We start from the raw sequence: 21292 nt of genomic DNA, 5'->3' as shown, positions 1-21292 counted from the left end.
TTCAGGCTCCCGTTCCCGCCAGCCACGTCAGCTCAGCATCTCGGCCGGCAGTTCGGCCCCGTTGTAGCGCTTGTAGATGTCGTTCAGCTTGCCGTTGCGCAGGTTCATGTGGACCCACTCGTTCAACGCCGCCTGCAGCTTCGCCTCGCCCTTGCGGATGCCGATGGCGTAGGGGAAGGTCCGCATCACGATCTTGATCTCGAAGGGATCCTTCGGGCCGCGGCTGTTGGCGGCGGCCATGATCTGCGGCGAGGTCGCCATGATGTCGATCTGCCCCGAGGCCAGCGCCGCCACCAGCGTCGCGTCGTCGTCGAAGCGCACCATCGTCGCGCCCTGCGCCCGGGTGGTGCCTTCCTTGTCGTTGGTGCTGCCGCGCGTGGTGCCGACGCGCTTGCCCACCAGGTCCTCGTAGCCCTTGATCGCCATGTCCTTGGGCGCCGCGATCACCGCCTGGATCACGCCGTAGGGGTCGGAAAAGTCGATGACCTTCTGCCGCTCCTCGTTCACGCTGAAGGAAGCGATCACCATGTCCGCCTTGCCGGTGAGCAGTACCGGCACGCGGTTGGGGCTGGTCACCTGCACGATCTCGAGCGGCAGCTTCCAGTCGGCGGCCAGCAGCTTCGCCGTTTCGACGTCCGAGCCGGTGGGCTGCATCGAGGCGTCGTTCATGCCGAAGGGCGGGGAGCCGAGGTCCACCGCGATCAGCAGCTTGCCGCGCGCCTTGATGGCGTCGAGCCCGTCGGCCCGGGCGGGCCGCGCGATGCCGGCGGCGGCCGCGGCCGCGATTCCGGCGGCACCCAGGAATGTCCTGCGGTTCATGGTGTTTTCCTTGTCCTCGGCGGGGCAGGGGCCCCGCCAGCCTTCACGTCAAATCGAGATGGGCACCGGGGCATCGCCCGCACCGGTGCCGGAACCTGGCGGCCGCATCACCGGCCGCGAAGCCGTGCCGCCGCAGCGCTGACCGCCGCGGCGAAGCGTCAAAGGCCCGTGCCGACGAAGCCGCGCAGCTCCGGCGTCTGCGGATCATCCAGCAGTGCGGCCGGCCCGGTTTCCCAGACCACGCCCTGGTTCATGTAGATCACGGTGTTGGCTACCTTCCGCGCGAAGGCCATCTCGTGCGTCACCAGGATCATGGTCATGCCGTTGCGGGCGAGGTCCTCGATCACCTTCAGCACCTCGCCCGTCAGCTGCGGGTCGAGCGCCGAGGTCACCTCGTCGAACAGCATCACCTTGGGCTGCATTGCGAGGCTGCGCGCGATGGCCACGCGCTGCTGCTGCCCGCCCGACAGCTGCTCCGGATAGCTGCCGGCCTTTTCCGCCAGGCCCACATCGCTCAGGCAGCGATGCGCGATGTCGCGCGCCTCCCCCTTCGGCAGCTTCTTCACGCAGGTCGGCGCCAGCATGATGTTCTGCTCGACGGTGAGGTGCGGGAACAGGTTGTAGCTCTGGAACACGATGCCGACGTCGCGGCGCAGCGCGCGGCGGTCCAGCTTGTCGCTGTGCACCTTGTGGCCGCAAACCTCGATCTCGCCGCCCTGGATGGTTTCCAGCGCGTTCATGCAGCGCAGCGCCGTGGACTTGCCCGAGCCGGACTGGCCGATCACCGCCACGACCTCGCCGCGGTTCACCTCGAAGCTCACGTCGCGCAGCACCTGCAGCGGGCCGAAGCTCTTGTTGACGTGCGACAGCTTAACGACGGCCGACATTGAGCTTCCTTTCGAGACCACGGCTCCAGGATGAGAGCGGGTAACAGATGGCGAAGTAGATCGCGGCCACCACGATGAAGACGAGGAAGGGCTGGAAGGTGGAGTTGTTGATGAGCTTGCCGGCCTGCGACAGCTCCACGAAGCCGACCACCGAGGCGAGCGAGGTGTTCTTCACGATCTGCACCAGGAAGCCTACCGTGGGCGCCGTCGCGATGCGCATGGCCTGGGGCAGGATCACCCGCGTCATGCGCTGCCAGGACGACATCGCCAGGCATTCCGCCGCTTCCCACTGCGTCTTGGCGACCGACTGGATCGCGCCGCGCCAGATCTCGCCCAGGAAGGCGGAGGAATAGATCACGAGGCCCGCCCCCGCGGCCACCAGCGCCGGCAGCCCTTCGAGGCCGAAGACGCTGAAGCCGAAGTAGAACAGGAACAGCAGCACCAGCAGCGGCGTGCCCTGCACCACCTGCACGTAGCAGATGGCGATCGCCCGCACGACGCGACTGGGCGAGATGCGCGCCATCGCCACGCCGAAGCCCAGCAGACCGCCGCCAATGCAGGCGATGGCCGAGAGCGCCAGCGTCCAGAGGGCGGCCTGCAGCAGGAAGACGAAGTGAACCCAACCGAAACTTGGCATGATCCGTCCTCCCTCAGAGCGCCGTGCCGAGGCGTCGGCGGCGGGTGAAGACGAGCTGCCCGAAGGCCCAGAGGAGACCCCGCACCAAGAAGCTCAGCACGATGTAGAGCAGGCCCACCGCGATATAGGTTTCGAAGGAGCGGAAGGTGTCGCTCTGGATGCGGTTCGCCACCGCCGTCAGCTCCTCGGCCGAGATCTGCGAGGTGATCGAGGAGGCCAGCATCAGCAGCACGTACTGGCTGGTCAGCGCCGGATACACGCGCTCGATCGCGGGGCGGAGGATCACGTACCAGTAGATCTGCGCCCGGCTCATGCCGAGGCATTCCGCGGCCTCGAGCTGCGCCTTGTGCACGGACTCGATGCCGGCGCGCACGATCTCGCAGGTATAGGCGCCGACATTGACCACCAGCGCGATCACCGCCGCCGCGTTGGCGGGGATGCGGATGCCTAGCGTGGCGATGCCGAAATACACCAGGAAGACCTGCACCAGCAGCGGCGTGTTGCGGATCGTCTCGACGTAGACGCCGACGATGCGCTGCACCCAGGGCGGGCCGCTGGCGCGCCCGATGGCGCAGAACGTGCCGAGCACGAAGCCCAGCACGGTGGACAGCGCCGACAGCTGCACCGTCAGCCAGACGCCCTGGAGGAACTCCGGCCAGTAGGGCAGCAGCGCCGAGAAGTCGAACTGGTAGGTCACGCGGCGCCTCCCACGAGTTCCGGGGCAGTCTGCCGCGCGATCACCGCCTCGATGCCGGGCATCGGCAGCGGCGCGCCGGGCGCGGTCGCCACCCAGTCTCGGAAGGCACCCAGCCGGCGCTCGACCTTGGCGGCGTGGTTGCCCGCGATGTCGGCGAGGCGATGGTCCAGGAAGGGGTTGCGGAAGCGGTCCATCGTGGTGGCGACGTAGCGCTCCGCGTCCTCGCCCATGCCGTGCCGGGCGAAGCCGGGCAGGACCTCGTCGCGGTAAAGCCGCAGCAGTTCTTCGCGGACGGCGTCGTCATTCAGGATCGCGCGCACCGTTTCGCCCTCCGGCCGGCGGTCGCGCAGCCAGAGATCCGCCAGCACCGTGTGGCCCAGGTTGAGGATGTGCAGCTTCAGCCGCTCGAAGGGCTCCAGCGCCTCAGTCACCACCACAGCCGGGTGGGTGAAGGGCAGCACCAGCCCGGGCCGCGCCTCGATGGCCCACAGCGCGTAGGGCTCGGCCACGGCGCCGATCGGGTCCAGCGGCTCGGACACGATCCGGTCCACCAGCGTGTCGGCCCAGATCACCAAGGTGTCGAGCCAGTCGCGGAAGCCATCCGGCGCACCGGCCGCATCGGCCAGTTCCCGCACCAGCCCGTGCAGCACCGCCGCGTTCCGGGGGATGAGCTCGCAGGGCAGGATCGTCAGCGGCCGGCCGCCACGGCGCCAGCGCTCCCACAGCAGCGCGGTGAGCTTGCCCGGAAAGGAGCGCGGCACCCCGCCCTCCAGCAGCGCGGCGGAGCGGTCTTCCGCGGCGACCTCGTAGCCGCGGTCGCCGGTGTTGGACACGACGAACTCCGCGTCGCCGGCGAACAGCGCCACCAGCGCCGCCCAGTCCCGGCTGGCAGCGAGGCCGCCCGCGATGCTGCGGACGGTGGTCCGGCGCTCAACCGCCTGGCCGTTCTCGCTGCCGCGCAGGATCACGGTGTAGGGCGTGCCGAAGGCGTCCACGCGCCCGGCCCGCTCGGCCGAGCCGGAGGTCTGCACCACGGTGATCGGACCGACATGCTGTCCAGACTCGCGCGCTTCATGCGCGAAGAAGGCCACGTGGGCCTGGAGGAAGCGGCTGGTGCCGAACTGGATGATCTGCCCGCTCAAGCCGCGGCATCCCGCAACAGCTGTTTCCCCTGGTCCGCCACCGCACCCTCCCGTCTTGTCTTTTATAAGTTAGTCGTCTTATAGATTTTTAAACATTAAGAACATCCCGCTTGCAAGGCTGAATCGGAGGATGGGCATGGAACGTCACGGCGGGCCCGGGGCCGCCCCTTGCTGAAGGCCCCATGAGGAGCAGCACGGTCCGCCGCGCCGCGCACAACCGCTGCCTCGGCCTGCTGTCGCGCATGGCCCCGGGCGAGGTGCTGGGCAGCGAACTCGCCCTGGCGGCACGGCTGGAGGTCAGCCGCACCACGGTGCGCGCGGTGCTGCCGCCGCTGGTGGAGGCCGGGATCCTGCGGTCGCAGGAAGGGCGCCTGTGCCTCGGGCGCAGCCCCGTGCCCGGCGACTATTTCCCGGAAGCGCAAACGGAAACCGCCGCAGCGCTGGTGGAGCGCCGCTTCATGCAGTGGGTGCTGCTGGGCGACTGCCGGCCGGGACAGGTGATCCGGATCGCCGAGCTGGCGCGGCAGTTCGGCACCTCCAACACCGCGATCCGCGAGTACCTGAGCCATTTCCGGCATTTCGGTCTGCTGGAACGGCGGGCGGGCGGCAACTGGATGTTTCGCGGCATCACCGAGGAGTTCGCGGCCGAGGTCTACGAACTGCGCGAGATGTTCGAGCTGCGCTCGGCCCGACGCTTCGCGGCCCTGCCGCCGGAGGCGCCGGCCTGGGCGGAGCTCGCCACGCTGGAGCGGGAGCACCGGACCCTGCTGGGGGAGATCGAGGAGCGCTACCGGGAGTTCTCGTCGCTGGACGAGCGTTTCCATCGCCTCATCCACGACGCCTCGCACAACCGCTTCATCGTGGAGCATTACGCGCTGCTGGCGATGATCTTCCACTACCACTACCAGTGGAACAAGCGCGACGAGCAGGAGCGCAACGCCGTCGCGATCGGCGAGCACCTCCGCTACATCGAGGCGCTGCGCAGCCGTGATCCTCAGGCGATCGACGAGGCCTGCCTGGCGCACCTGCGCACCGCCCGCGAAACCCTGCTGCGCTCGATCCGGGTCGGCCCGCTCGGCGGCTGAGGGTGGGGCGGGCTGCCCGCGACCGGCTCAGCCGGCGCGGCTGTCCGCGGCGGACAGGTAGGGGAGGGCAGGGGCGTCGAAGCTCGCGCGGAAGCTGCTCAGCCGCGCCGACACCTTGCGTTGCGCCGAGCGCAGGTGCGCCACCATCGCCCGCTGCGCTTCCGCCCCGTCGCGCCGCCGCAGCGCCGCCAGCACGGCCGCGTGTTCCTCCAGGAAAGGATCGTCGGCCGGGTAGCGCACGCCTTCGCCGAGCAGGTGCTTGCTGCTCAGGATCACGCAGCGCGTCCGGCCCAGCGCGTCCAGCAGTTCCGGATTGGGCGCCCAGCCGAGCGCGTCCACATGGAGGTCATGCTCCAGCACGTCGAGCTGGTGCGCCGTGACCTGCGGGTAGGCCTCGCGCGCGGCGGTGGAACGCTGCCACATGCCATCCAGCACATCCTCCGGCACGCGCAGCGCCGCTTCCGCGACGGCCGCGCCTTCCAGCAGGATCCGCAGGGCATACAGGTTATCGAGGCGCTGTTCGTCGAGCGGCACGATGAACCAGTGCCCGGTGTCGCGCTTGGTGATCAGCCCCAGCGCCTCGGCCCGCAGCAGCACCTGCGCCGCGACCGAGCGGCCGATCCCGTAGAAACGAGCCAGCTCCAGCTCGTTGACCCGGAAGCAGCCCAGCACGGAGCGGAGCACGAGGTCGCGCTCCACCACGTCGTAGACGCGGCGCCAGTTGGCGGTCCGGCCCAGCGTGGCCGGCGCATCCCCCAGGCCGAGCGTGGCGGCGCTGAGGTCGCAAGACGCGGAGGACCCGGCCGCGGAGCCGACCACCAGCCCGCGCCCGTCGCGGCGCTGCAGCAGTCCTTCCGCCAGCAGCCGCGACAGCGCGTGGCGGACGGGCGAGCGGCCGGCGCGCAGCAGGGTGGCGAGCGCCCCTTCGCGGATCACGGTGCCGGGCGGCAGCCGCCCTTCCGCGATCGCCGCGCGCAGCACGCCCGCCACCTGCTCATAGGCCGGGGCGCCGGGCGTGCCCGGAACCGCGCCCGGGATCGCCCCTGGAACTGCCGCTCCGCCGTCCAAGCCGCCGCTCCCGCCTTACATGATCGCGCCGACGTGCCAGGGCACGAACTCGTTGTCGCCGTAGTCGAACTCCTCGCTCAACGTCTTCTGGCCCGAGGCGACGGCCAGGATGTGGCGGAACATCCGCTCGCCCGCCTGCTCGATGGTTTCCTCGCCCGTCAGGATGCCGCCGCAGTTGATGTCCATGTCGTCGCGCATGTGCTCGAACATCGGCGTGTTGGTGGCGATCTTGATGGTGGGCGCGGGCTTGAAGCCCGAAGTCGAGCCGCGCCCCGTGGTGAAGCACACCATGTTGCAGCCGCCCGCCACCTGGCCGGTCACCGCCGCGGGGTCGTAGCCGGGCGTGTCCATGAACACGAAGCCATGGGTCGTGATCGGCTCGGCATACTCGTACACGGCCTCCAGGCGCGACGCGCCACCCTTGGCCACGGCACCCAGCGACTTTTCCAGGATGGTGGTGAGGCCGCCGACCTTGTTGCCGTGCGAGGGATTGTTGTCGAGCTCCGCCTCGCCACGCTCGGCATAGCCGCGCCACCACTCGATGCGGTCCAGCAGCTTCTGCGCCACCGCGGGGCTGGCCGCGCGGCGGGTCAGCAGGTGCTCGGCGCCGTAGATCTCAGGGGTTTCCGACAGCACCGCCGTGCCGCCGTGCCGCACGATCAGGTCGGCGGCATAGCCCAGCGCCGGGTTGGCGGTGATGCCCGAATACCCGTCGGAACCGCCGCATTCCAGCGCCACCGTCAGGCCCGACACCGGCTGCGGCGTGCGAACCTGGGCGTTCACCGCCGGCAGCATCGCCTCGATGGCCTCGCGCGCCGCGGCGATGGTGGCGCGGGTGCCGCCGGTGTTCTGGATGGTCATGGTGCGGAAGAACTCGCCTTCCCGCAGCCCGTGCGCTTCCAGGATCGCCGGGATCTGGTTGGTCTCGCAGCCCAGGCCGATCATCACCACACCCGCCACGTTGGGGTTGGTGGCGTAGCCCGCCAGCACGCGCGTCAGGAAGCGGTAGCCCTCGGCTTTGGTGTTCATGGCGCAGCCGCCGCCATGGGTCAGCGCGATCACCCCGTCCACGTTGGGGAAGCCGTCGAGTCCGCCCTTGTTGTTGAAGTGGTCCGCCACCGCCCGCGACACCGTGGCCGAGCAGTTCACCGACGACACGATGGCGATGTAGTTGCGCGTGCCCACCCGCCCGTCGGGACGCAGGTAGCCCATGAAGCTCGCTTCCTGCCCGGCCGGCACCGGCACGGGGTCGCGCGCGTCGACGCAGAACTCATGCTGCAACGCCGTTTCGCCCATCGCGAGGTTCTGGGTGTGGACGTGCTCGCCCGCCGCGATGTCCTGGCGCGCGAAGCCGATCATCTGCCCGTACTTCATCACCGGCTTGCCCGCCGCGATCGGGTGCAGGGCGAATTTGTGGCCGCGCGGCACGGCGGTCAGCGGGCGGACGCCGTTGATGCCGCTGTCCTGCCCGGCTGCGAGCTCCACGCAGGCCACGGCCACGTCGTCGGCCGGGTTGAGCAGGATGGCGACGGGCGGGCGGGCGGCGGCGCTGGCCGGGGCCACGGAACTGGGTGCGACGGGGTCGATGGTGGCGGACAAGGGAACCTCCGGAAGACCTCTGTTGGTCTGTTGCCATCAGTTTATGGTCGTTGCAGGCAAAAGCCAATGCTGATACCGCTGCGGGCAAGCAATGAACCGAAGGGAAGCGTTATGATGGATCGCAGAAGCCTGGGCCGCGCCGCGCTGGGGCTGGCGGTGGTCGGCGGGCTGGGTCTCGGCAGCCGGGCGGCACGGGCGGAAACCCCCGACACCATCAAGGCCCGCGGCACGCTGCGCGCGGCCATCGACCTCACGGCGCCGCCCTACGGGATGCTCGACGCCGAAACCAAGCCCACCGGCTCGGACGTGGAGGCCGCGACGCTGCTGGCCCGGGACCTCGGCGTGAAACTCGAGATCGTGCCGGTGAACGGGCCCAACCGCGTGCCCTTCCTGCTCACCAACAAGGCCGACCTGGTGCTCGCCTCCTTCTCGATCACCGAGGAGCGGCGCAAGGTGATCGACTATTCCGCCCCCTACGGCGTGGTGCCGGTGATGGTGGGCGCCCCCAAGGGCACGGCGCTGAGCAGCGTGACGGACCTGGTCGGCAAGACCGTCGCCGTGACCCGCGGCACCACCAGCGACCAGGAACTGACCCGCGCGGCGCGCGCCAATGCCGGCATCAGCGTGGTACGCTACGACGACGACGCCACCACCAACGCCGCCGTGGCCTCGGGCCAGCAGGACTACCTCGTGGCGGCGCCCAGCGTGATCCGCGAGGTCAACCGCGCCAACCCGTCGCGCAACGTCGAGCAGAAGTTCGTGCTGGCGGCCTATCCCTACGCCATCGGATTGCGCAAGGACCAGCCGGAGCTCAAGGCCTGGCTCGACGACTGGGTGGGCAAGAACCTGAAGAACGGGCGGCTCAACGAGGTCTACACCCGCTACTTCGGCACGCCGCTGCCGGCCGAGATGCTGCGCTGAGGCGGCCGCCGGCGGGTGATCCCCGCCGGCAGCAGCCATTCTACGGTTCCGCGGGCGGCCGGTGCCGCTCAGCGCCGGGTCCATCGTACAGGCGCGCCCTGACGGCGCCGGCCGACCCCGAGGAAGGGGGGGGGGGGCTGCGCCCTGCTCGCCGTCGAAGTGAGGGAGCAAGCGCGACAAGGACAACCGGCAGTTCCGTTGCACTATCAAATCGGATTTCGGAAGCATTAAGATGAGAATCGCTGTCAACTTGAGTCGACCAAGACAATCGTGAAGGCCCGTCCGTCCCTTTGGATTGACGACCGAGCGTTCCGCTTCCATTTACGCTGTCAGTTACTCCACTCTGCCTGAACAGGGGATCCAGCGATTATGGAACTCTCGCGGCGTGGCCTTCTGAAGGCCACGGGTGCGGGTGTCGCGGCCACGTCCTTGGGGGCGATGGGCTTCGGTGAGGCGGAAGCCGCCGTCGCCGCCCATGTCCGGACGTTCAAGCTCGCGAACACCACCGAAACCCGAAACACCTGCCCGTACTGCTCGGTGGCCTGCGGCATCATCCTGTATTCCAAGGGTGACGTCCGGAAGGGCGAGCAGGCCGAGATCGTCCACATCGAGGGCGACGTGGACCACCCCACGAACCTCGGCACGCTCTGCCCCAAGGGCGCGGCGCTGAAGGACTTCGTCCACTCGCCGACGCGGTTGACGCAGCCCAGGGTCCGCAAGCCGGGCTCCGACACCTTCGAGCCGATTTCCTGGGACGCGGCGCTGGATCGCATCGCGCGCCTGATGAAGGACGATCGCGACGCGAACTTCCTCGCCAAGAACAATGACGGGCTGACGGTCAACCGCTGGACCACCACCGGCATGCTCGCGGCCTCGGCCACCACCAACGAGACGGCCTGGCTGACCTTCAAGGTCGCCAAGACCCTCGGTATCGTAGGATTCGATAACCAGGCGCGCGTCTGACACGGCCCCACGGTGTCCAGTTTGGGCCCGAGTTTTGGTCGTGGTGCGATGACGAATGCCTGGACCGATATCAAGAACACCGACCTCGTCGTCGTCATGGGCGGCAATGCGGCGGAAGCACACCCGTGCGGATTCAAGTGGGTCACGGAGGCGAAAGCCCACCGCGGCGCCAAGCTCATCGTCGTGGACCCGCGCTACACCCGTACCGCGTCGGTGGCGGATTTCTACGCGCCCATCCGGCAGGGATCGGACATCGCGTTCCTGAACGGCGTGATCAACTACTGCATCCAGAACAACAAGGTGCAGTGGGAATACACCAAGAACTTTACCAACGCGTCCTACATCGTGAAGGACGGCTTCGGGTACTCGGACGGGCTGTTCACGGGCTACGACGAGGAAAAGCGCGACTACGATCGGTCGAGCTGGGACTACGTCATCGGCGATGACGGCTTCGCGGTCACCGACCCGACGCTCGAACACCCCCGTTGCGTCTGGAACCTGCTGAAGCAGCACGTCTCGGTCTATACGCCCGAGATGGTGGAGCGCATCTGCGGCACGCCGAAGGACAAGTTCCTCCACGTCGCGCAGATGATCTCGGAGTGCTCGTCGCCGACCAAGACCATGACGTCGATGTACGCGCTCGGCTGGACGCAGCACTCGCACGGTTCGCAGAACATCCGCGCCATGGCGATGCTCCAGCTCATCCTGGGCAATATCGGCGTGCGCGGCGGCGGCATGAACGCGCTTCGCGGGCATTCCAACATCCAGGGCCTGACGGACCTGGGGCTGATGTCGCACCTGCTGCCCGGCTACCTGAACCAGCCGACGGAAACCGAGCCCGACTTCGAGACCTACATGAAGTCGCGGCAGTTCAAGCCGCTTCGCCCTGGCCAGACCAGCTACTGGCAGAACTACCGGAAGTTCATGGTGAGCTTCCAGAAGGCGATGTGGGGTGAGCACGCCACGGCCGAGAACGGCTGGGGCTACGACTATCTCTCCAAGCTCGACGTGCCGGCCTACGACATCCTGCGCATGTTCGAGCTGATGAACGACGGGCGCGTCAACGGCTACATCTGCCAGGGCTTCAACCCGATCCTGGCCTTCCCGAACCGGGCCAAGATCACCGCTTCGCTGAGCAAGCTGAAGTTCCTCGTCACCATGGACCCGCTGGAGACGGAAACGTCGCGCTTCTGGGAAAACCACGGCGTTTACAACGACGTGGATCCCAAGAGCATCCAGACCGAGGTGTTCCAGCTGCCCACCACCTGCTTCGCGGAGGAGGAGGGTTCGCTCGTCAACTCCGGTCGCTGGCTGCAGTGGCACTGGGCCGGCGGCTCGCCTCCGGGCGAGGCGCAGCACGACACCTGGATCATGGCGCAGATCTTCCTGCGCATGCGCAAGCTCTACGAGACGGAAGGGGGCGCTTTCCCCGACCCGATCCTGCACCTGAGCTGGGAGTACAAGGAGCCCGAGGAGCCGACGCCGGAGGAACTGGCGAAGGAGATCAACGGGCGGGCGCTCACCGACGTCATGGACCCTGCGAACCCGGGCAAGGTGCTCGTGCCGGCCGGCAAGCAGGTGTTGAACTTCTCGCAGCTCGCGGACGACGGTTCGACCATGAGCGGCTGCTGGATCTATTCCGGCTGCTTCAACGAGGCGGGCAACAACATGGCGCGCCGGGACAACCACGACCCGGACAACACCGGTGCCTATCTCAACTGGACCTTCGCCTGGCCGCTCAACCGCCGAACGCTCTACAACCGTGCCTCGGCGGACCTGAACGGCAAGCCGTGGGACCCGTCCCGCAAGATCATCGAGTGGGACGGTGCGAAGTGGGCGGGCTACGACGTGCCGGACATCGCGCCCAACGCGAAGCCTGGCGACGTCGGTCCCTTCATCATGAACCAGGAAGGCGTGTCGCGGCTCTTTGCCCGCGGCATGATGCGCGACGGACCCTTCCCGGCGCATATGGAGCCCTTCGAGAGCCCGGTCGAGAACGTCTTCAACCGGAAGATGCGCGGCAACCCCGTCGCCCGCGTCTTCCAGAATGACGTGAAGGATTTCGGCAATGCGGCCGAGTTCCCCTTCGCGGCGACCTCGTACCGGCTGACCGAGCACTTCCATTACTGGACGAAGCACAACCGGGTGAATTCCGCGCTGCAGCCCGAGTTCTTCGTCGAGATCTCGGAGGAGCTCGCGAAGCTGCGCAACATCGAGGCCGGCGGCTGGGTGCGCGTGTGGAACAAGCGCGGCTCGATCAAGGCCAAGGCGGTGGTGACCAAGCGCATCCGCCCGTTGCACTGCGACGGCCGGGACGTGCACGTGGTCGGCATCCCCCTGCACTGGGGCTTCACGGGCTCGGCGAAGAAGGGCTGGGGCCCGAACTCGCTCGTGCCCTTCGTGGGCGACGCCAACATCGAGACGCCGAGCTCCAAGGCGTTCCTGGTGAACATCGAACCGACCACGTCGCCCGAGGCGGTGTCGTGAGGGTGGCAGCATGATGGACAGTCCACGCACGGCGGTCAGCAACCCGCCGTCCCAGCCCATGGCCAGCAATCTCGGTCATGGGGACCTGATCCGGCGCTCGGCGACGGCGGACCTGCCGCCGCCGACGCGGCAGCTGACGCCGGTGGCCAAGCTGATCGACGTGTCGAAGTGCATCGGCTGCAAGGCCTGCCAGTCGGCCTGCATCGAGTGGAACGACACCAACCCCGAGGTAGGCGAGAACGTGGGGGTCTACACCAACCCCCACGACCTCACGGAGAACATGTTCACGCTGATGCGGTTCACCGAATGGGTGAACCCCGACACCGACAGCCTGGAATGGCTCATCCGCAAGGATGGCTGCATGCACTGCTCCGACCCGGGCTGCCTCAAGGCCTGCCCGGCGCCGGGCGCGATCGTGCAGTATTCCAACGGCATCGTGGACTTCATCCACGAGAACTGCATCGGTTGCGGCTACTGCGTGAAGGGTTGCCCCTTCAACATCCCCCGCGTGTCCAAGACGGACCACCGTTCCTACAAGTGCACCCTCTGCTCCGACCGCGTGGCGGTGGGCCAGGGCCCGGCCTGCGCCAAGGCCTGCCCGACCCAGGCCATCGTGTTCGGCACCAAGGAGGACATGAAGAAGCACGCGGCGGAGCGGATCGAGGACCTGAAGTCGCGCGGCTACAGCAACGCCGGCCTCTACGACCCGCCGGGCGTCGGCGGCACGCACGTGATGTACGTGCTGCACCACGCCGACAAGCCGAGCATCTATGCCGGGCTGCCCGACAACCCCCGGATCTCGCCGCTGGTGCAGAGCTGGAAGGGCGTCACCAAGTATGTCGGCATGGCCGCGATGGGCATGCTGGCGATCGGCAGCATCGTGCACGGCGTCTTCGCCAAGCCGAACCGCGTGACGCACGAGGATGACGAGCACGGTGAGGACCTGGTGGCCGGCAAGCCCGTGCCGCCGCCCAACGACGCCACCGTCGCTGAGCCCGGGGAGCGCACCTGATGGTCGAGCGGATCCAGCCCGGGGACGTGATCCGCCCCGGGCGGCCGAGCACGGTGGGCCGCTACGGCCCGCTGGCGCGCCTCAACCACTGGATCACGGCGGCAAGCCTGATGCTGCTGGCGATCTCGGGCCTGGCGCTGTTCACGCCGGCGCTCTACTTCCTGACCGACCTGTTCGGGGGCGGGCAGAACACGCGCGCCTTCCATCCCTGGATCGGCGTGGTGCTGTTCGTCAGCTTCTACGTCTTCTTCCTGCAGCTGTGGCGGGCCAACCTGCCGCAGCGGGTGGACATCGTGTGGCTGTCGCGCTTCCGCGACCTGATCTCGGGCAACGAGGAACGCCTGCCGGAGCTCGGCAAGTACAATGCCGGCCAGAAGTTCATCTTCTGGAGCATGGCGGGCCTCATCCTGCTGCTGATCGCCACCGGCATCGTGGTCTGGGACCAGTATTTCGGCGAGTACTTCAGCGTCCCCACCAAGCGCGTCGCGATCCTGGTGCATTCCATCTCGGCGGTGCTGGCGATCTGCGTCTTTATTCTGCACGTCTACGCCGCCATCTGGACGCGTGGCACGCTGCGGGCCATGACGCGCGGCGACGTGACCGCCGGCTGGGCCTGGCGGCACCACCGCAAGTGGCTGCGTGAACTGAACGGGCGTCGCAAGGTGGGCCCGGCCGAGTAGGCCGGGTCATCCCCCGAGACGTCGTGGCCGGTCCGGCCCGAAAGGTTATCAATGTCCGGCACCAACAGCCTCCAGCCCGATCCCTCGATGATCGGGCGCATGATCAAGCCCGCCTTCGCGATCCTGCCCGACCCCGCGCCGCTGTTCCGCACGCGGGCGGAGCGTTTCGCGCTGCTGGCGGAAAGCAACCCGCTGGCGCCCTACCTGCGTTTCCTGGCCCGGCTCTGCGAGGCGCAGGCGGCGCTCGCGGCCGCTCTCCCGACCATTGAGCCGATCGACCCGGCGCAGGTGGAGCGCGCCCGCGCCGCCACCATGCCGCCGCTCGACCGCAACGCGCTGGCGGGCTCGCCCGCGCTGCACGAGACGGTGGCGCGCTTCCTCGACGCCGCGGCGGCGATCGAGATGCCGGCCCAGGCCGCCGCCGGCTTGGCCACGCTGCGCGCCGCGGCGCCTGCCGCGCTGCGCGAGATGATCGACAACGTCATGGCCGATGCCACGCCCTTCGAGGCGCTGCCGGAGCACCTTTTCCTGTCGGCCGCGATCCAGGTCCATGCCGCACGGCTGGCGGCGACGCTGGACGCGGCGCGGCTCGTGCCGGTGGAAACGGGGCTGTGTCCCTGCTGCGGCGGGCCGCCGGTGTCCTCGCGCGTGGTCGGCTGGCAGGGTGCGGAGAATGCCCGCTACGCCGCCTGCGCCTTCTGCGGCACGCAGTGGAACGAGGTCCGGGTGAAGTGCCTCGCCTGCGGCTCCACCAAGGGCGTCGGCTACAAGGCGCCGGAGGCCGAGCCCGGGGCGAACGGCAAGCCCGAGGAGCCGACGGTCAAGGCGGAAACCTGCGACACCTGCCACAGCTGGGTGAAGATCTTCTATGCCAACAGGAACCCGTCGCTGGAGCCCGTCGCCGACGACGTGGGCAGCCTGGGCCTCGACCTGCTGATGCGCGAAACCGAGTACCGCCGCGCCGGCTTCGATCCCTTCCTGATCGGCTACTAACGCCGTGCCCGACCAGATGGGGGACAAGGCGGCGCTGCGCGCGCTTCCCTCGGTGGACCGCGTTCTGGGCGCGCCGGATGCCCTGGCGGCGGCGGATCGCTTCGGTCGCACGGAACTGACCGCCGCGGTGCGCGCGGTGCTGGCGGAACTCCGCGCCGGGGCCGCGCTGGCCGGTCCGCTGCCCGACCTCGCCACGATCCTGCGCCGCGCCACCGAGCGGCTGGAAGCGCGAGACCGTTCCAACCTGCGCCCGCTGTTTAACCTCACCGGCACGGTGCTGCACACCAACCTGGGCCGCGCCCTCCTGGCGGAAGCGGCGGTGGAAGCCGCCACCGCCGCGATGCGCGACGCGGTGGCGCTGGAGTTCGACCTCGACACCGGCCGGCGCGGCGAGCGCGACGACCACCTCCGCGCCCTCCTGTGCGAACTGACCGGGGCGGAGGACGCCACGGTGGTCAACAACAACGCCGCCGCCGTGCTGATCGCGCTGAACACGCTGGGGCAGGGGCGCGACGCGGTGGTGTCGCGTGGCGAGCTGATCGAGATCGGCGGCGCCTTCCGCATGCCCGACATCATGGCCCGCGCCGGCGTCCGGCTGGTCGAGGTCGGCACCACGAACCGCACGCACCCGAAGGACTACCGCAACGCCCTCGGGCCCGAGACCGGCCTGGTGCTCAAGGTGCATACCTCGAACTACCGGATCGAGGGCTTCACCGCCGAGGTGGACGGCGGCGCCCTGGCCGCCATCGCGCGCGAGGCGGGCGTGCCGCTGCTCAACGACCTGGGCTCGGGCACGCTGGTGGACCTGTCACGCTGGGGACTGCGGCGGGAACCCACGGTGCGCGACACGGTGGCCGAGGGCGCGGACCTCGTGACCTTTTCCGGCGACAAGCTGCTGGGCGGACCGCAGGCGGGCTTCATCGTCGGGCGGCGCGACCTGATCGCCGCCGTGAACCGCAACCCGATGAAGCGGGCGCTGCGGGTGGACAAGATCCGCCTTGCCGCGCTGGAAGCCACGCTGCGCCTGTACCGCGACCCGGACCGGCTGGCCGACCGCCTGCCGACGCTGCGGCTGCTGCGTCGATCGGCGGCGGAAATCGAGGCGCAGTCCCGCCGCCTCCTGCCCCGGGTCGCCGCGATCCTGCCGCCCGGCCTCACGGTGGAACCCTGCGCCTGCCGGAGCCAGGTCGGCTCCGGCGCCCTGCCGACCGACACGCTGCCGAGCTTCGCGCTGCGCTTCACCGTGCCGCGCGGGCGCGATCTCGAGGCGCTGGCGGCCGCCCTGCGTGCCCTGCCGCGCCCGGTGATCGGGCGGGTGCATGACGGCGCACTGATCCTCGACCTGCGCTGCCTGGAGGACGAGGAGGGCCTCCTCGACACCGTGGCCGCGCTGCCCCGGGACCCCAGCCTTGCGCTGGCTTGACCGCTTCCGCCGCGCCGCGCCGCCCGCGCCAACCCCGGCGCCGGACCCCATGGCCGAGGCGCTGGCCGCCTTCCGCCAGGGGGACTACGCCACGGCGCTGGGGCTGTGGGAACCGCTGGCCCGCGCCGGCAACCCGCGGGCGCAGACCAATATCGGCACCTGCTTCGCGCAAGGGTTCGGCGTTCCCGTGGACGCCACGCTGGCGCTGCGCTGGCTGACGCTATCGGCGGAGGCTGGCTACGCCCCCGGGCAGCGCAACCTGGCCGACTTCCTGCTGCGCGGCGCCGAGGGGCAGGGCATCGATCCCGACCCCGCCCGCGCCGCCGCGCTCTACCGCCAGGCCGCCGAGGCCGGCGACGCGCTGGCGCAGGACATGCTGAGCTGGATGCTGCTCGAGGGTGAGGTGATCCCTTCCGACCCGACCGAAGCACGACGCTGGGCGGGCCTCGCGGCGGCGCAGGGGATCGCCGCTTCCATGACGCGGATGGGCCTGCTGCACCACCACGCGCTCGGCGTGGAGCGCGACGTGGCCGAGGCCGCGCGCTGGTGGCGCCGGGCGGCGGCGCTGGGCGAGGCGGACGGGCAGGCGATGCTGGGCGCCGCCCTGCACATGGGCGCCGGCGTCGCGGCCGATCCGGTGGAAGCGCTGCACTGGCTGCTGCGCGCCCAGGCCGGCAACAGCAAGCTGGCGCGCCCCTTTCTCGGCCCCGTCCGCGCCACGCTGGACGAGGCCGGCCAGGCCGAGGCCGCACGGCGCGCGGCGCTGCCCCTGGACGCCGCCCCAACCGCGCAGCGGGAGGCGGCGGGCGCATGATCGTCGGCACCGCCGGGCACATCGACCACGGCAAGACCGCGCTGGTGCGGGCGCTGACCGGCGTCGATACCGACCGCCTGAAGGAAGAAAAGGCGCGCGGCATCACCATCGACCTCGGCTTCGCCTACCTGCCCGGCGAGGCTGGCGAGGTCACGGGCTTCGTGGACGTGCCGGGGCATGAGCGCTTCGTCCACACCATGCTGGCCGGCGCCGGCGGCATCGACTTCGCCCTGCTGGTGGTGGCGGCCGATGACGGCGTGATGCCCCAGACCCGCGAGCACCTGGCGATCCTGGACCTGCTCGGCATCCGGCGCGGCATCGTGGCGCTGAGCAAGGCCGACCTCGCGGACCGGGACCGGCGCGCGGCCGTCAGCGTGGAACTTCGCGCCCTGCTGCGCGGCACGGGGCTGGCGGATGCGCCGATCGTGCCGGTTTCGGTGCGCAGCGGGGAGGGGATCGAGGCGCTGCGCCAGGCCCTGGCCGAGGCGGAAGCCGCGACCCCGCCGCCGGGCGAGAGCGGCGCCTTCCGCCTGTCGGTCGACCGCTCCTTCACGCTGGCCGGCGCGGGCACCGTGGTCACCGGCACGGTGCTGTCCGGTGCCGTCGCGGTGGGCGACAACGTGGTGGTCAGCCCCGGCGGCCTGACCGCCCGGGTCCGCTCCATCCACGCGCAGAACCGGCCCGCCACCCGCGGCGTGGCCGGCCAGCGCTGCGCCCTCAACCTCGTGGGCGACGGCATCAGCCGCGAGGCCGTGGGCCGCGGCGACACCGTGCTCGACCCGGCGCTGCACGCGCCGACCGACCGCATTGACGCCGTTTTCCGCGTCCTCGCCAGCGAGGCGCGCCCGCTGAGCAACGCCTTTCCGGCGCACCTCCATCACGGCAGCGCCGAGGTGGGCGTGCGGGTGATGCCGCTGGCGGGACCGCTGGAGCTTGGTGCGGAGGGCCTCGTGCAGCTGGCGCTCGACCACCCCATCGCCGCGGCGGCGGGCGACCGCTTCATCCTGCGCGACGTGTCGGCGCAGCGGACGGTCGGCGGCGGCCGGTTCCTCGACCTGCGCCCCCCGGCACGCCGGCGACGCGCGCCCGAGCGCCTGGCACAGCTCGAAGCCCTCCAGCAGCCGACCCCGGCCGACGCCTTCGCGCGGCTGCTGGAGGTCGCGCCCTTCCAGGTGGAGCTCAACAACTTCGCGCGCGACCACGCCCTGCGCGCCGATGAGGCGCGGCGCATGGCCGCCGCTGCCGGGGCCGTGCTGATCGGGGCCGACACCCCCGTCGCGCTCTCGCTTGCGCATTGGGAAGGCTTCCGCAGCAGCCTCCTCGGCGAGATCGCCCGCTTCCACGAGGAAAACCCGGACCTACAGGGCATCGGGCGCGAACGCCTGCGCCTGCTGGTGCAGCCCCGCCTGCCGGCGCCGGCCTTTCGCGCCGCGCTGGACGGGCTGGCGCGCGACGGCGCCGTGGTGCCCGAGGGTGCCTTCCTGCGCCTGCCGACGCACGAGGTCCGGCTCGACCCGGCGGACGAGGCGCTGTTCAGCCGCATCGTGCCGCTGCTGGGCGGGGAAGCCCGCTTCCGCCCGCCGCGCGTGCGCGACATCGCCAACGAGTTCGGGGTTGCGGAAACGGAGGTCCGGCGCGTGCTCAAGGCCTGCGCCCGACTGGGGCGGGTGGACCAGGTGGCGCACGACCACTTCTTCCTGCGCGCCACCACCGCCGAGATGGTGGAGATCGCCCGCGACGTCGCCCGCCACGCGGAGGACGGCATCTTCACCGCCGCCAGCTTCCGCGACCGCATGGACAACGGCCGCAAGGTCGCGATCCAGATCCTCGATTTCTTCGATCGCCTCGGCGTGACGCTGCGGCGCGGCGACCTGCGCCGCATCAACCCGCACCGGGCCGACCTGTTCGGCACGCCGGGGGAAGGGGAGGCGCCCCAGCCAGGGCAGCCGGCCTCCGCGCCCGCCGGGGGCGAGCCATCCTCCACCCCGCCGAGCCGGAGCACGCCGTGACGCCGCCCATCGCCACCGATTTCGACGAGTGGCTCGCCGACACCTACGCCGAGACCGGCTCCTTCACCGTGCTCTTCGTGCTGCTGCGGATCACCGAGGCTACGGTGGAGCCGCTGCGCTCCGCCTACCTGCACGTGGTGGGCGACGAGACGCGCTGGCCCGAGATGCTGTCGCTCTTCGCCGGAGCGCGGGTGGACTGGTCGGCCGTGGTGTTCTTCCGCGCCGGGCGCGAAGGGCTGGTGCGCGACGACGAAGCGAAGGCCCGCCTCGCCGCCCTGACCCGCAAGCTGCACGAGGACCGCTCGCTGATCCGCGACGGCGAGTTCTTCAACGCCGACGGGCTGCGGCTGCGCCTCGAGGAGCGCAAGCCGCACTGAGGCGGCCGGGCGGCCTCAGCAGGCCGCGCGGGGACGCGCCGCGATCGGGTCCAACCCGCGCGCGGTGGGCGGCTGCCAGGTGGGCGAGCTGGGCAGCGCGCCGTTGGTGTTGGTGCCGATATGCGAGCCGCCGGTGCCGCCGGTCCAGCCCGTGGAGCCGGCATTGCCCGGCGCCGTACCGTCGCGGCTCTCGCGCGCCGGGTTGGTCGCGGGCTGTGCCCGGTTGCTGCCGCCGCAGTCGCCCGGTCCCTGGAGGGACTGCCCCGAGGGCGGATGGTCCTGCGCCACCGCCAGCGCGGGGAGGAGCGGCGCGGCGGTCAGCGCCAGCAGCAGAACCGTGATCTTGGCCTGGAAACGCATCTCGTTGTTCCTCGCGGCGGCCGGCTACGCGGCCGCGCCGTTTATCCTGTTGTGTCGCGCCGGCCTGTGTTCCGCCGGCGCCAGCCCGGTGATCCAGCCCGGCGGAACGGACCCGGCCGCGGGGCGCCGTCACGGCGGGCCCGCCTGATCCCTCAACGCGCCCCCATTCAACGCGTTGGGCGACCTCAGGTCACCACCACGCGCGCCGGCCCGGCCTCCGCGGTGCCGATCTGGCGCACCAGCGGATAGCCCGCGGCGCGGATTCGCTCCACCACCGCCTCGGCCGCTTCGGGGGCGCAGGCGATCAGCAGCCCGCCCGAGGTCTGCGGATCGGTCAACAGCGCGCGCTGCCAGTCGGGGCAGCCTTCCGGCAGTTCCACGCCGCTGCCGTAGCTGGCCCAGTTGCGGTGCGAAGCGCCGGTCACGAAACCGGCCTCCGCCAGCGCCGCCGCCTGCTGCAGCACCGGCACCCGGTCGCGCCGGATGCGCAGCGACAGGCCTGAGCCCCGCGCCATCTCCAGCGCATGGCCCAGCAGCCCGAAGCCGGTGACGTCGGTGATGCCGTGCACCGCCGCATCCCCCGCGAGCTCCGCCCCCACGCGGTTGAGCAGGGTGGTGGAGGCGATCATCTCCCCGTAGGCGCCGTCGGGCAGTGCCTGCCGCTTGATCGCGGCGGAATAGATGCCGACCCCGATTCCCTTGGTCAGGATCAGCGCGTCGCCCGCGCGCGCGCCGGCGTTGCGCCGCACCTGGTCGGGCCGGATCAGCCCGATCACCGCCAGCCCGTAGATCGGCTCCGGCGCGTCGATCGAGTGGCCGCCGGCCACCGGAATGCCGGCCTCGGCGCAGATCGAGGCGCCGCCCTGCAGGATCGCCCGCACGGTCTCGGGCGGCAGCTTGCTCACCGGCATGCCCAGGATCGCCAGCGCCATGATCGGCCGCCCGCCCATGGCGTAGATGTCGGAGATGGCATTGGTCGCCGCGATCCGGCCGAAGTCGCGCGGATCGTCCACCATCGGCATGAAGAAGTCGGTGGTGGCCATCACCGCGAGGTTCTCGTCCACCTGCCACACCGCGGCGTCGTCGGCCGTTTCCGTGCCCACCAGGAGCTGGCTGAAGCCCTGCGCCGCCGGCTGGTCGGCCAGGAGCTGCTGCAGCACCGCGGGCGCCAGCTTGCAGCCGCAGCCGCCGCCATGCGCCAGTTCGGTCAGCCGCGGGATCGTGCCGGACATGCGTGTTCTCCGTTCGTGGCCCGGGCGACGAGGCGCCCGTGCGATGGCGACCGCGCAGGCACCCCGATGGGACCGGATGGGGGAGAG

Annotated in this window: 19 protein-coding genes; 10 read left to right on the top strand and 9 right to left on the bottom strand. The window is 70.4% G+C overall.

The features are described from left to right. Positions 1 to 27: 27 nt before the first annotated feature. The 5 genes from ACFFGY_RS15150 to ACFFGY_RS15130 all read right to left on the bottom strand — a co-directional run bounded on the left by ACFFGY_RS15150 (position 28) and on the right by ACFFGY_RS15130 (position 4182). Positions 28 to 819, bottom strand: coding sequence for a transporter substrate-binding domain-containing protein (locus ACFFGY_RS15150; RefSeq protein ID WP_377045341.1), 792 nt, complete (start codon positions 817 to 819; stop codon positions 28 to 30). Between the two features lie 158 nt (positions 820 to 977). After that, positions 978 to 1706, bottom strand: coding sequence for an amino acid ABC transporter ATP-binding protein (locus ACFFGY_RS15145; RefSeq protein WP_377045340.1), 729 nt, complete (start codon positions 1704 to 1706; stop codon positions 978 to 980). Continuing rightward, positions 1690 to 2343, bottom strand: coding sequence for an amino acid ABC transporter permease (locus tag ACFFGY_RS15140; protein WP_377045339.1), 654 nt, complete (start codon positions 2341 to 2343; stop codon positions 1690 to 1692). Before ACFFGY_RS15140 ends, ACFFGY_RS15145 begins: the two co-directional genes overlap by 17 nt. A gap of 13 nt (positions 2344 to 2356) precedes the next feature. Further along, positions 2357 to 3040, bottom strand: coding sequence for an amino acid ABC transporter permease (locus ACFFGY_RS15135; protein WP_377045338.1), 684 nt, complete (start codon positions 3038 to 3040; stop codon positions 2357 to 2359). Next, on the bottom strand, positions 3037 to 4182 hold the full coding sequence (locus tag ACFFGY_RS15130) for a mannitol dehydrogenase family protein (protein WP_377045337.1): 1146 nt from the start codon (positions 4180 to 4182) through the stop codon (positions 3037 to 3039). The genes ACFFGY_RS15135 and ACFFGY_RS15130 overlap by 4 nt, the downstream gene beginning before the upstream one ends. A 182-nt stretch (positions 4183 to 4364) precedes the next feature. On the opposite strand from ACFFGY_RS15130, the gene ACFFGY_RS15125 reads away from it, so the two are divergent. Beyond that, entirely contained in the window at positions 4365 to 5267 is a 903-nt protein-coding gene (locus tag ACFFGY_RS15125) for a GntR family transcriptional regulator (RefSeq protein WP_377045336.1), read from the top strand. Positions 5268 to 5294: 27 nt separating this feature from the next. On the opposite strand, the gene ACFFGY_RS15120 is transcribed toward ACFFGY_RS15125, so the two are convergent. Both ACFFGY_RS15120 and ACFFGY_RS15115 read right to left on the bottom strand, forming a co-directional pair. Further along, positions 5295 to 6335: a GntR family transcriptional regulator gene (locus ACFFGY_RS15120; protein ID WP_377045335.1), complete on the bottom strand. Its 1041-nt coding sequence runs from the start codon at positions 6333 to 6335 to the stop codon at positions 5295 to 5297. A 15-nt stretch (positions 6336 to 6350) separates the two neighbouring features. After that, positions 6351 to 7934, bottom strand: a complete 1584-nt coding sequence (locus tag ACFFGY_RS15115) for a UxaA family hydrolase (RefSeq protein ID WP_377045334.1) — start codon at positions 7932 to 7934, stop codon at positions 6351 to 6353. Between the two features lie 111 nt (positions 7935 to 8045). Here ACFFGY_RS15115 and ACFFGY_RS15110 point away from each other — a divergent pair, with 111 nt between their 5' ends. From ACFFGY_RS15110 to ACFFGY_RS15070, 9 genes are all read left to right on the top strand, one after another. Beyond that, on the top strand, positions 8046 to 8855 hold the full coding sequence (locus ACFFGY_RS15110) for a transporter substrate-binding domain-containing protein (RefSeq protein ID WP_377045333.1): 810 nt from the start codon (positions 8046 to 8048) through the stop codon (positions 8853 to 8855). Positions 8856 to 9224: 369 nt separating this feature from the next. Next, positions 9225 to 12305 (top strand): formate dehydrogenase-N subunit alpha, encoded by a 3081-nt coding sequence (gene fdnG, locus ACFFGY_RS15105; RefSeq protein WP_377045332.1) that lies wholly within the window; start codon positions 9225 to 9227, stop codon positions 12303 to 12305. Positions 12306 to 12363: 58 nt separating this feature from the next. Further along, positions 12364 to 13317 carry a formate dehydrogenase subunit beta gene (fdxH, locus tag ACFFGY_RS15100; protein WP_377045557.1) on the top strand — a complete coding sequence of 318 codons (954 nt, stop codon included), beginning with the start codon at positions 12364 to 12366 and terminating at the stop codon, positions 13315 to 13317. After that, positions 13317 to 13997: a formate dehydrogenase subunit gamma gene (locus tag ACFFGY_RS15095; RefSeq protein ID WP_377045331.1), complete on the top strand. Its 681-nt coding sequence runs from the start codon at positions 13317 to 13319 to the stop codon at positions 13995 to 13997. The genes fdxH and ACFFGY_RS15095 overlap by 1 nt, the downstream gene beginning before the upstream one ends. 51 nt (positions 13998 to 14048) lie before the next feature. Then, positions 14049 to 14990 (top strand): formate dehydrogenase accessory protein FdhE, encoded by a 942-nt coding sequence (fdhE, locus tag ACFFGY_RS15090; protein WP_377045330.1) that lies wholly within the window; start codon positions 14049 to 14051, stop codon positions 14988 to 14990. Between the two features lie 4 nt (positions 14991 to 14994). After that, a complete protein-coding gene (selA, locus tag ACFFGY_RS15085; RefSeq protein WP_377045329.1) occupies positions 14995 to 16413 on the top strand; it encodes an L-seryl-tRNA(Sec) selenium transferase in 1419 nt (472 codons plus the stop codon). After that, positions 16400 to 17227 (top strand): tetratricopeptide repeat protein, encoded by an 828-nt coding sequence (locus ACFFGY_RS15080; protein WP_377045328.1) that lies wholly within the window; start codon positions 16400 to 16402, stop codon positions 17225 to 17227. The genes selA and ACFFGY_RS15080 overlap by 14 nt, the downstream gene beginning before the upstream one ends. Beyond that, positions 17224 to 19236, top strand: coding sequence for a selenocysteine-specific translation elongation factor (selB, locus tag ACFFGY_RS15075; RefSeq protein ID WP_377045327.1), 2013 nt, complete (start codon positions 17224 to 17226; stop codon positions 19234 to 19236). Before ACFFGY_RS15080 ends, selB begins: the two co-directional genes overlap by 4 nt. Continuing rightward, positions 19233 to 19613 carry a hypothetical protein gene (locus ACFFGY_RS15070; RefSeq protein WP_377045326.1) on the top strand — a complete coding sequence of 127 codons (381 nt, stop codon included), beginning with the start codon at positions 19233 to 19235 and terminating at the stop codon, positions 19611 to 19613. Before selB ends, ACFFGY_RS15070 begins: the two co-directional genes overlap by 4 nt. Before the next feature lie 15 nt (positions 19614 to 19628). On the opposite strand, the gene ACFFGY_RS15065 is transcribed toward ACFFGY_RS15070, so the two are convergent. Together ACFFGY_RS15065 and selD are read right to left on the bottom strand one after the other, a co-directional pair. Beyond that, complete coding sequence (locus ACFFGY_RS15065; protein WP_377045325.1) at positions 19629 to 19973, bottom strand: hypothetical protein; 345 nt, start codon at positions 19971 to 19973, stop codon at positions 19629 to 19631. Between the two features lie 185 nt (positions 19974 to 20158). Beyond that, positions 20159 to 21205 carry a selenide, water dikinase SelD gene (selD, locus tag ACFFGY_RS15060; RefSeq protein ID WP_377045324.1) on the bottom strand — a complete coding sequence of 349 codons (1047 nt, stop codon included), beginning with the start codon at positions 21203 to 21205 and terminating at the stop codon, positions 20159 to 20161. Positions 21206 to 21292: the final 87 nt, after the last annotated feature.

It is taken from the genome of Roseomonas elaeocarpi, from assembly GCF_042433915.1.
Taxonomy (GTDB): Bacteria; Pseudomonadota; Alphaproteobacteria; order Acetobacterales; family Acetobacteraceae; genus Roseomonas; species Roseomonas elaeocarpi.
This window is presented reverse-complemented; position numbering and strand designations above follow the sequence as displayed.

What these genes read in the sequence shown, in the direction of transcription:
- ACFFGY_RS15150 (WP_377045341.1), bottom strand. Translation starts at nt 819, where the DNA reads ATGAACCGCAGGACATTCCTGGGTGCCGCCGGAATCGCGGCCGCGGCC.
- ACFFGY_RS15145 (WP_377045340.1), bottom strand. Translation starts at nt 1,706, where the DNA reads ATGTCGGCCGTCGTTAAGCTGTCGCACGTCAACAAGAGCTTCGGCCCG.
- ACFFGY_RS15140 (WP_377045339.1), bottom strand. Translation starts at nt 2,343, where the DNA reads ATGCCAAGTTTCGGTTGGGTTCACTTCGTCTTCCTGCTGCAGGCCGCC.
- ACFFGY_RS15125 (WP_377045336.1), top strand. Translation starts at nt 4,365, where the DNA reads ATGAGGAGCAGCACGGTCCGCCGCGCCGCGCACAACCGCTGCCTCGGC.
- ACFFGY_RS15110 (WP_377045333.1), top strand. Translation starts at nt 8,046, where the DNA reads ATGATGGATCGCAGAAGCCTGGGCCGCGCCGCGCTGGGGCTGGCGGTG.
- fdxH (WP_377045557.1), top strand. Translation starts at nt 12,364, where the DNA reads ATGGCCAGCAATCTCGGTCATGGGGACCTGATCCGGCGCTCGGCGACG.
- ACFFGY_RS15095 (WP_377045331.1), top strand. Translation starts at nt 13,317, where the DNA reads ATGGTCGAGCGGATCCAGCCCGGGGACGTGATCCGCCCCGGGCGGCCG.
- fdhE (WP_377045330.1), top strand. Translation starts at nt 14,049, where the DNA reads ATGTCCGGCACCAACAGCCTCCAGCCCGATCCCTCGATGATCGGGCGC.
- selB (WP_377045327.1), top strand. Translation starts at nt 17,224, where the DNA reads ATGATCGTCGGCACCGCCGGGCACATCGACCACGGCAAGACCGCGCTG.
- ACFFGY_RS15065 (WP_377045325.1), bottom strand. Translation starts at nt 19,973, where the DNA reads ATGCGTTTCCAGGCCAAGATCACGGTTCTGCTGCTGGCGCTGACCGCC.
- selD (WP_377045324.1), bottom strand. Translation starts at nt 21,205, where the DNA reads ATGTCCGGCACGATCCCGCGGCTGACCGAACTGGCGCATGGCGGCGGC.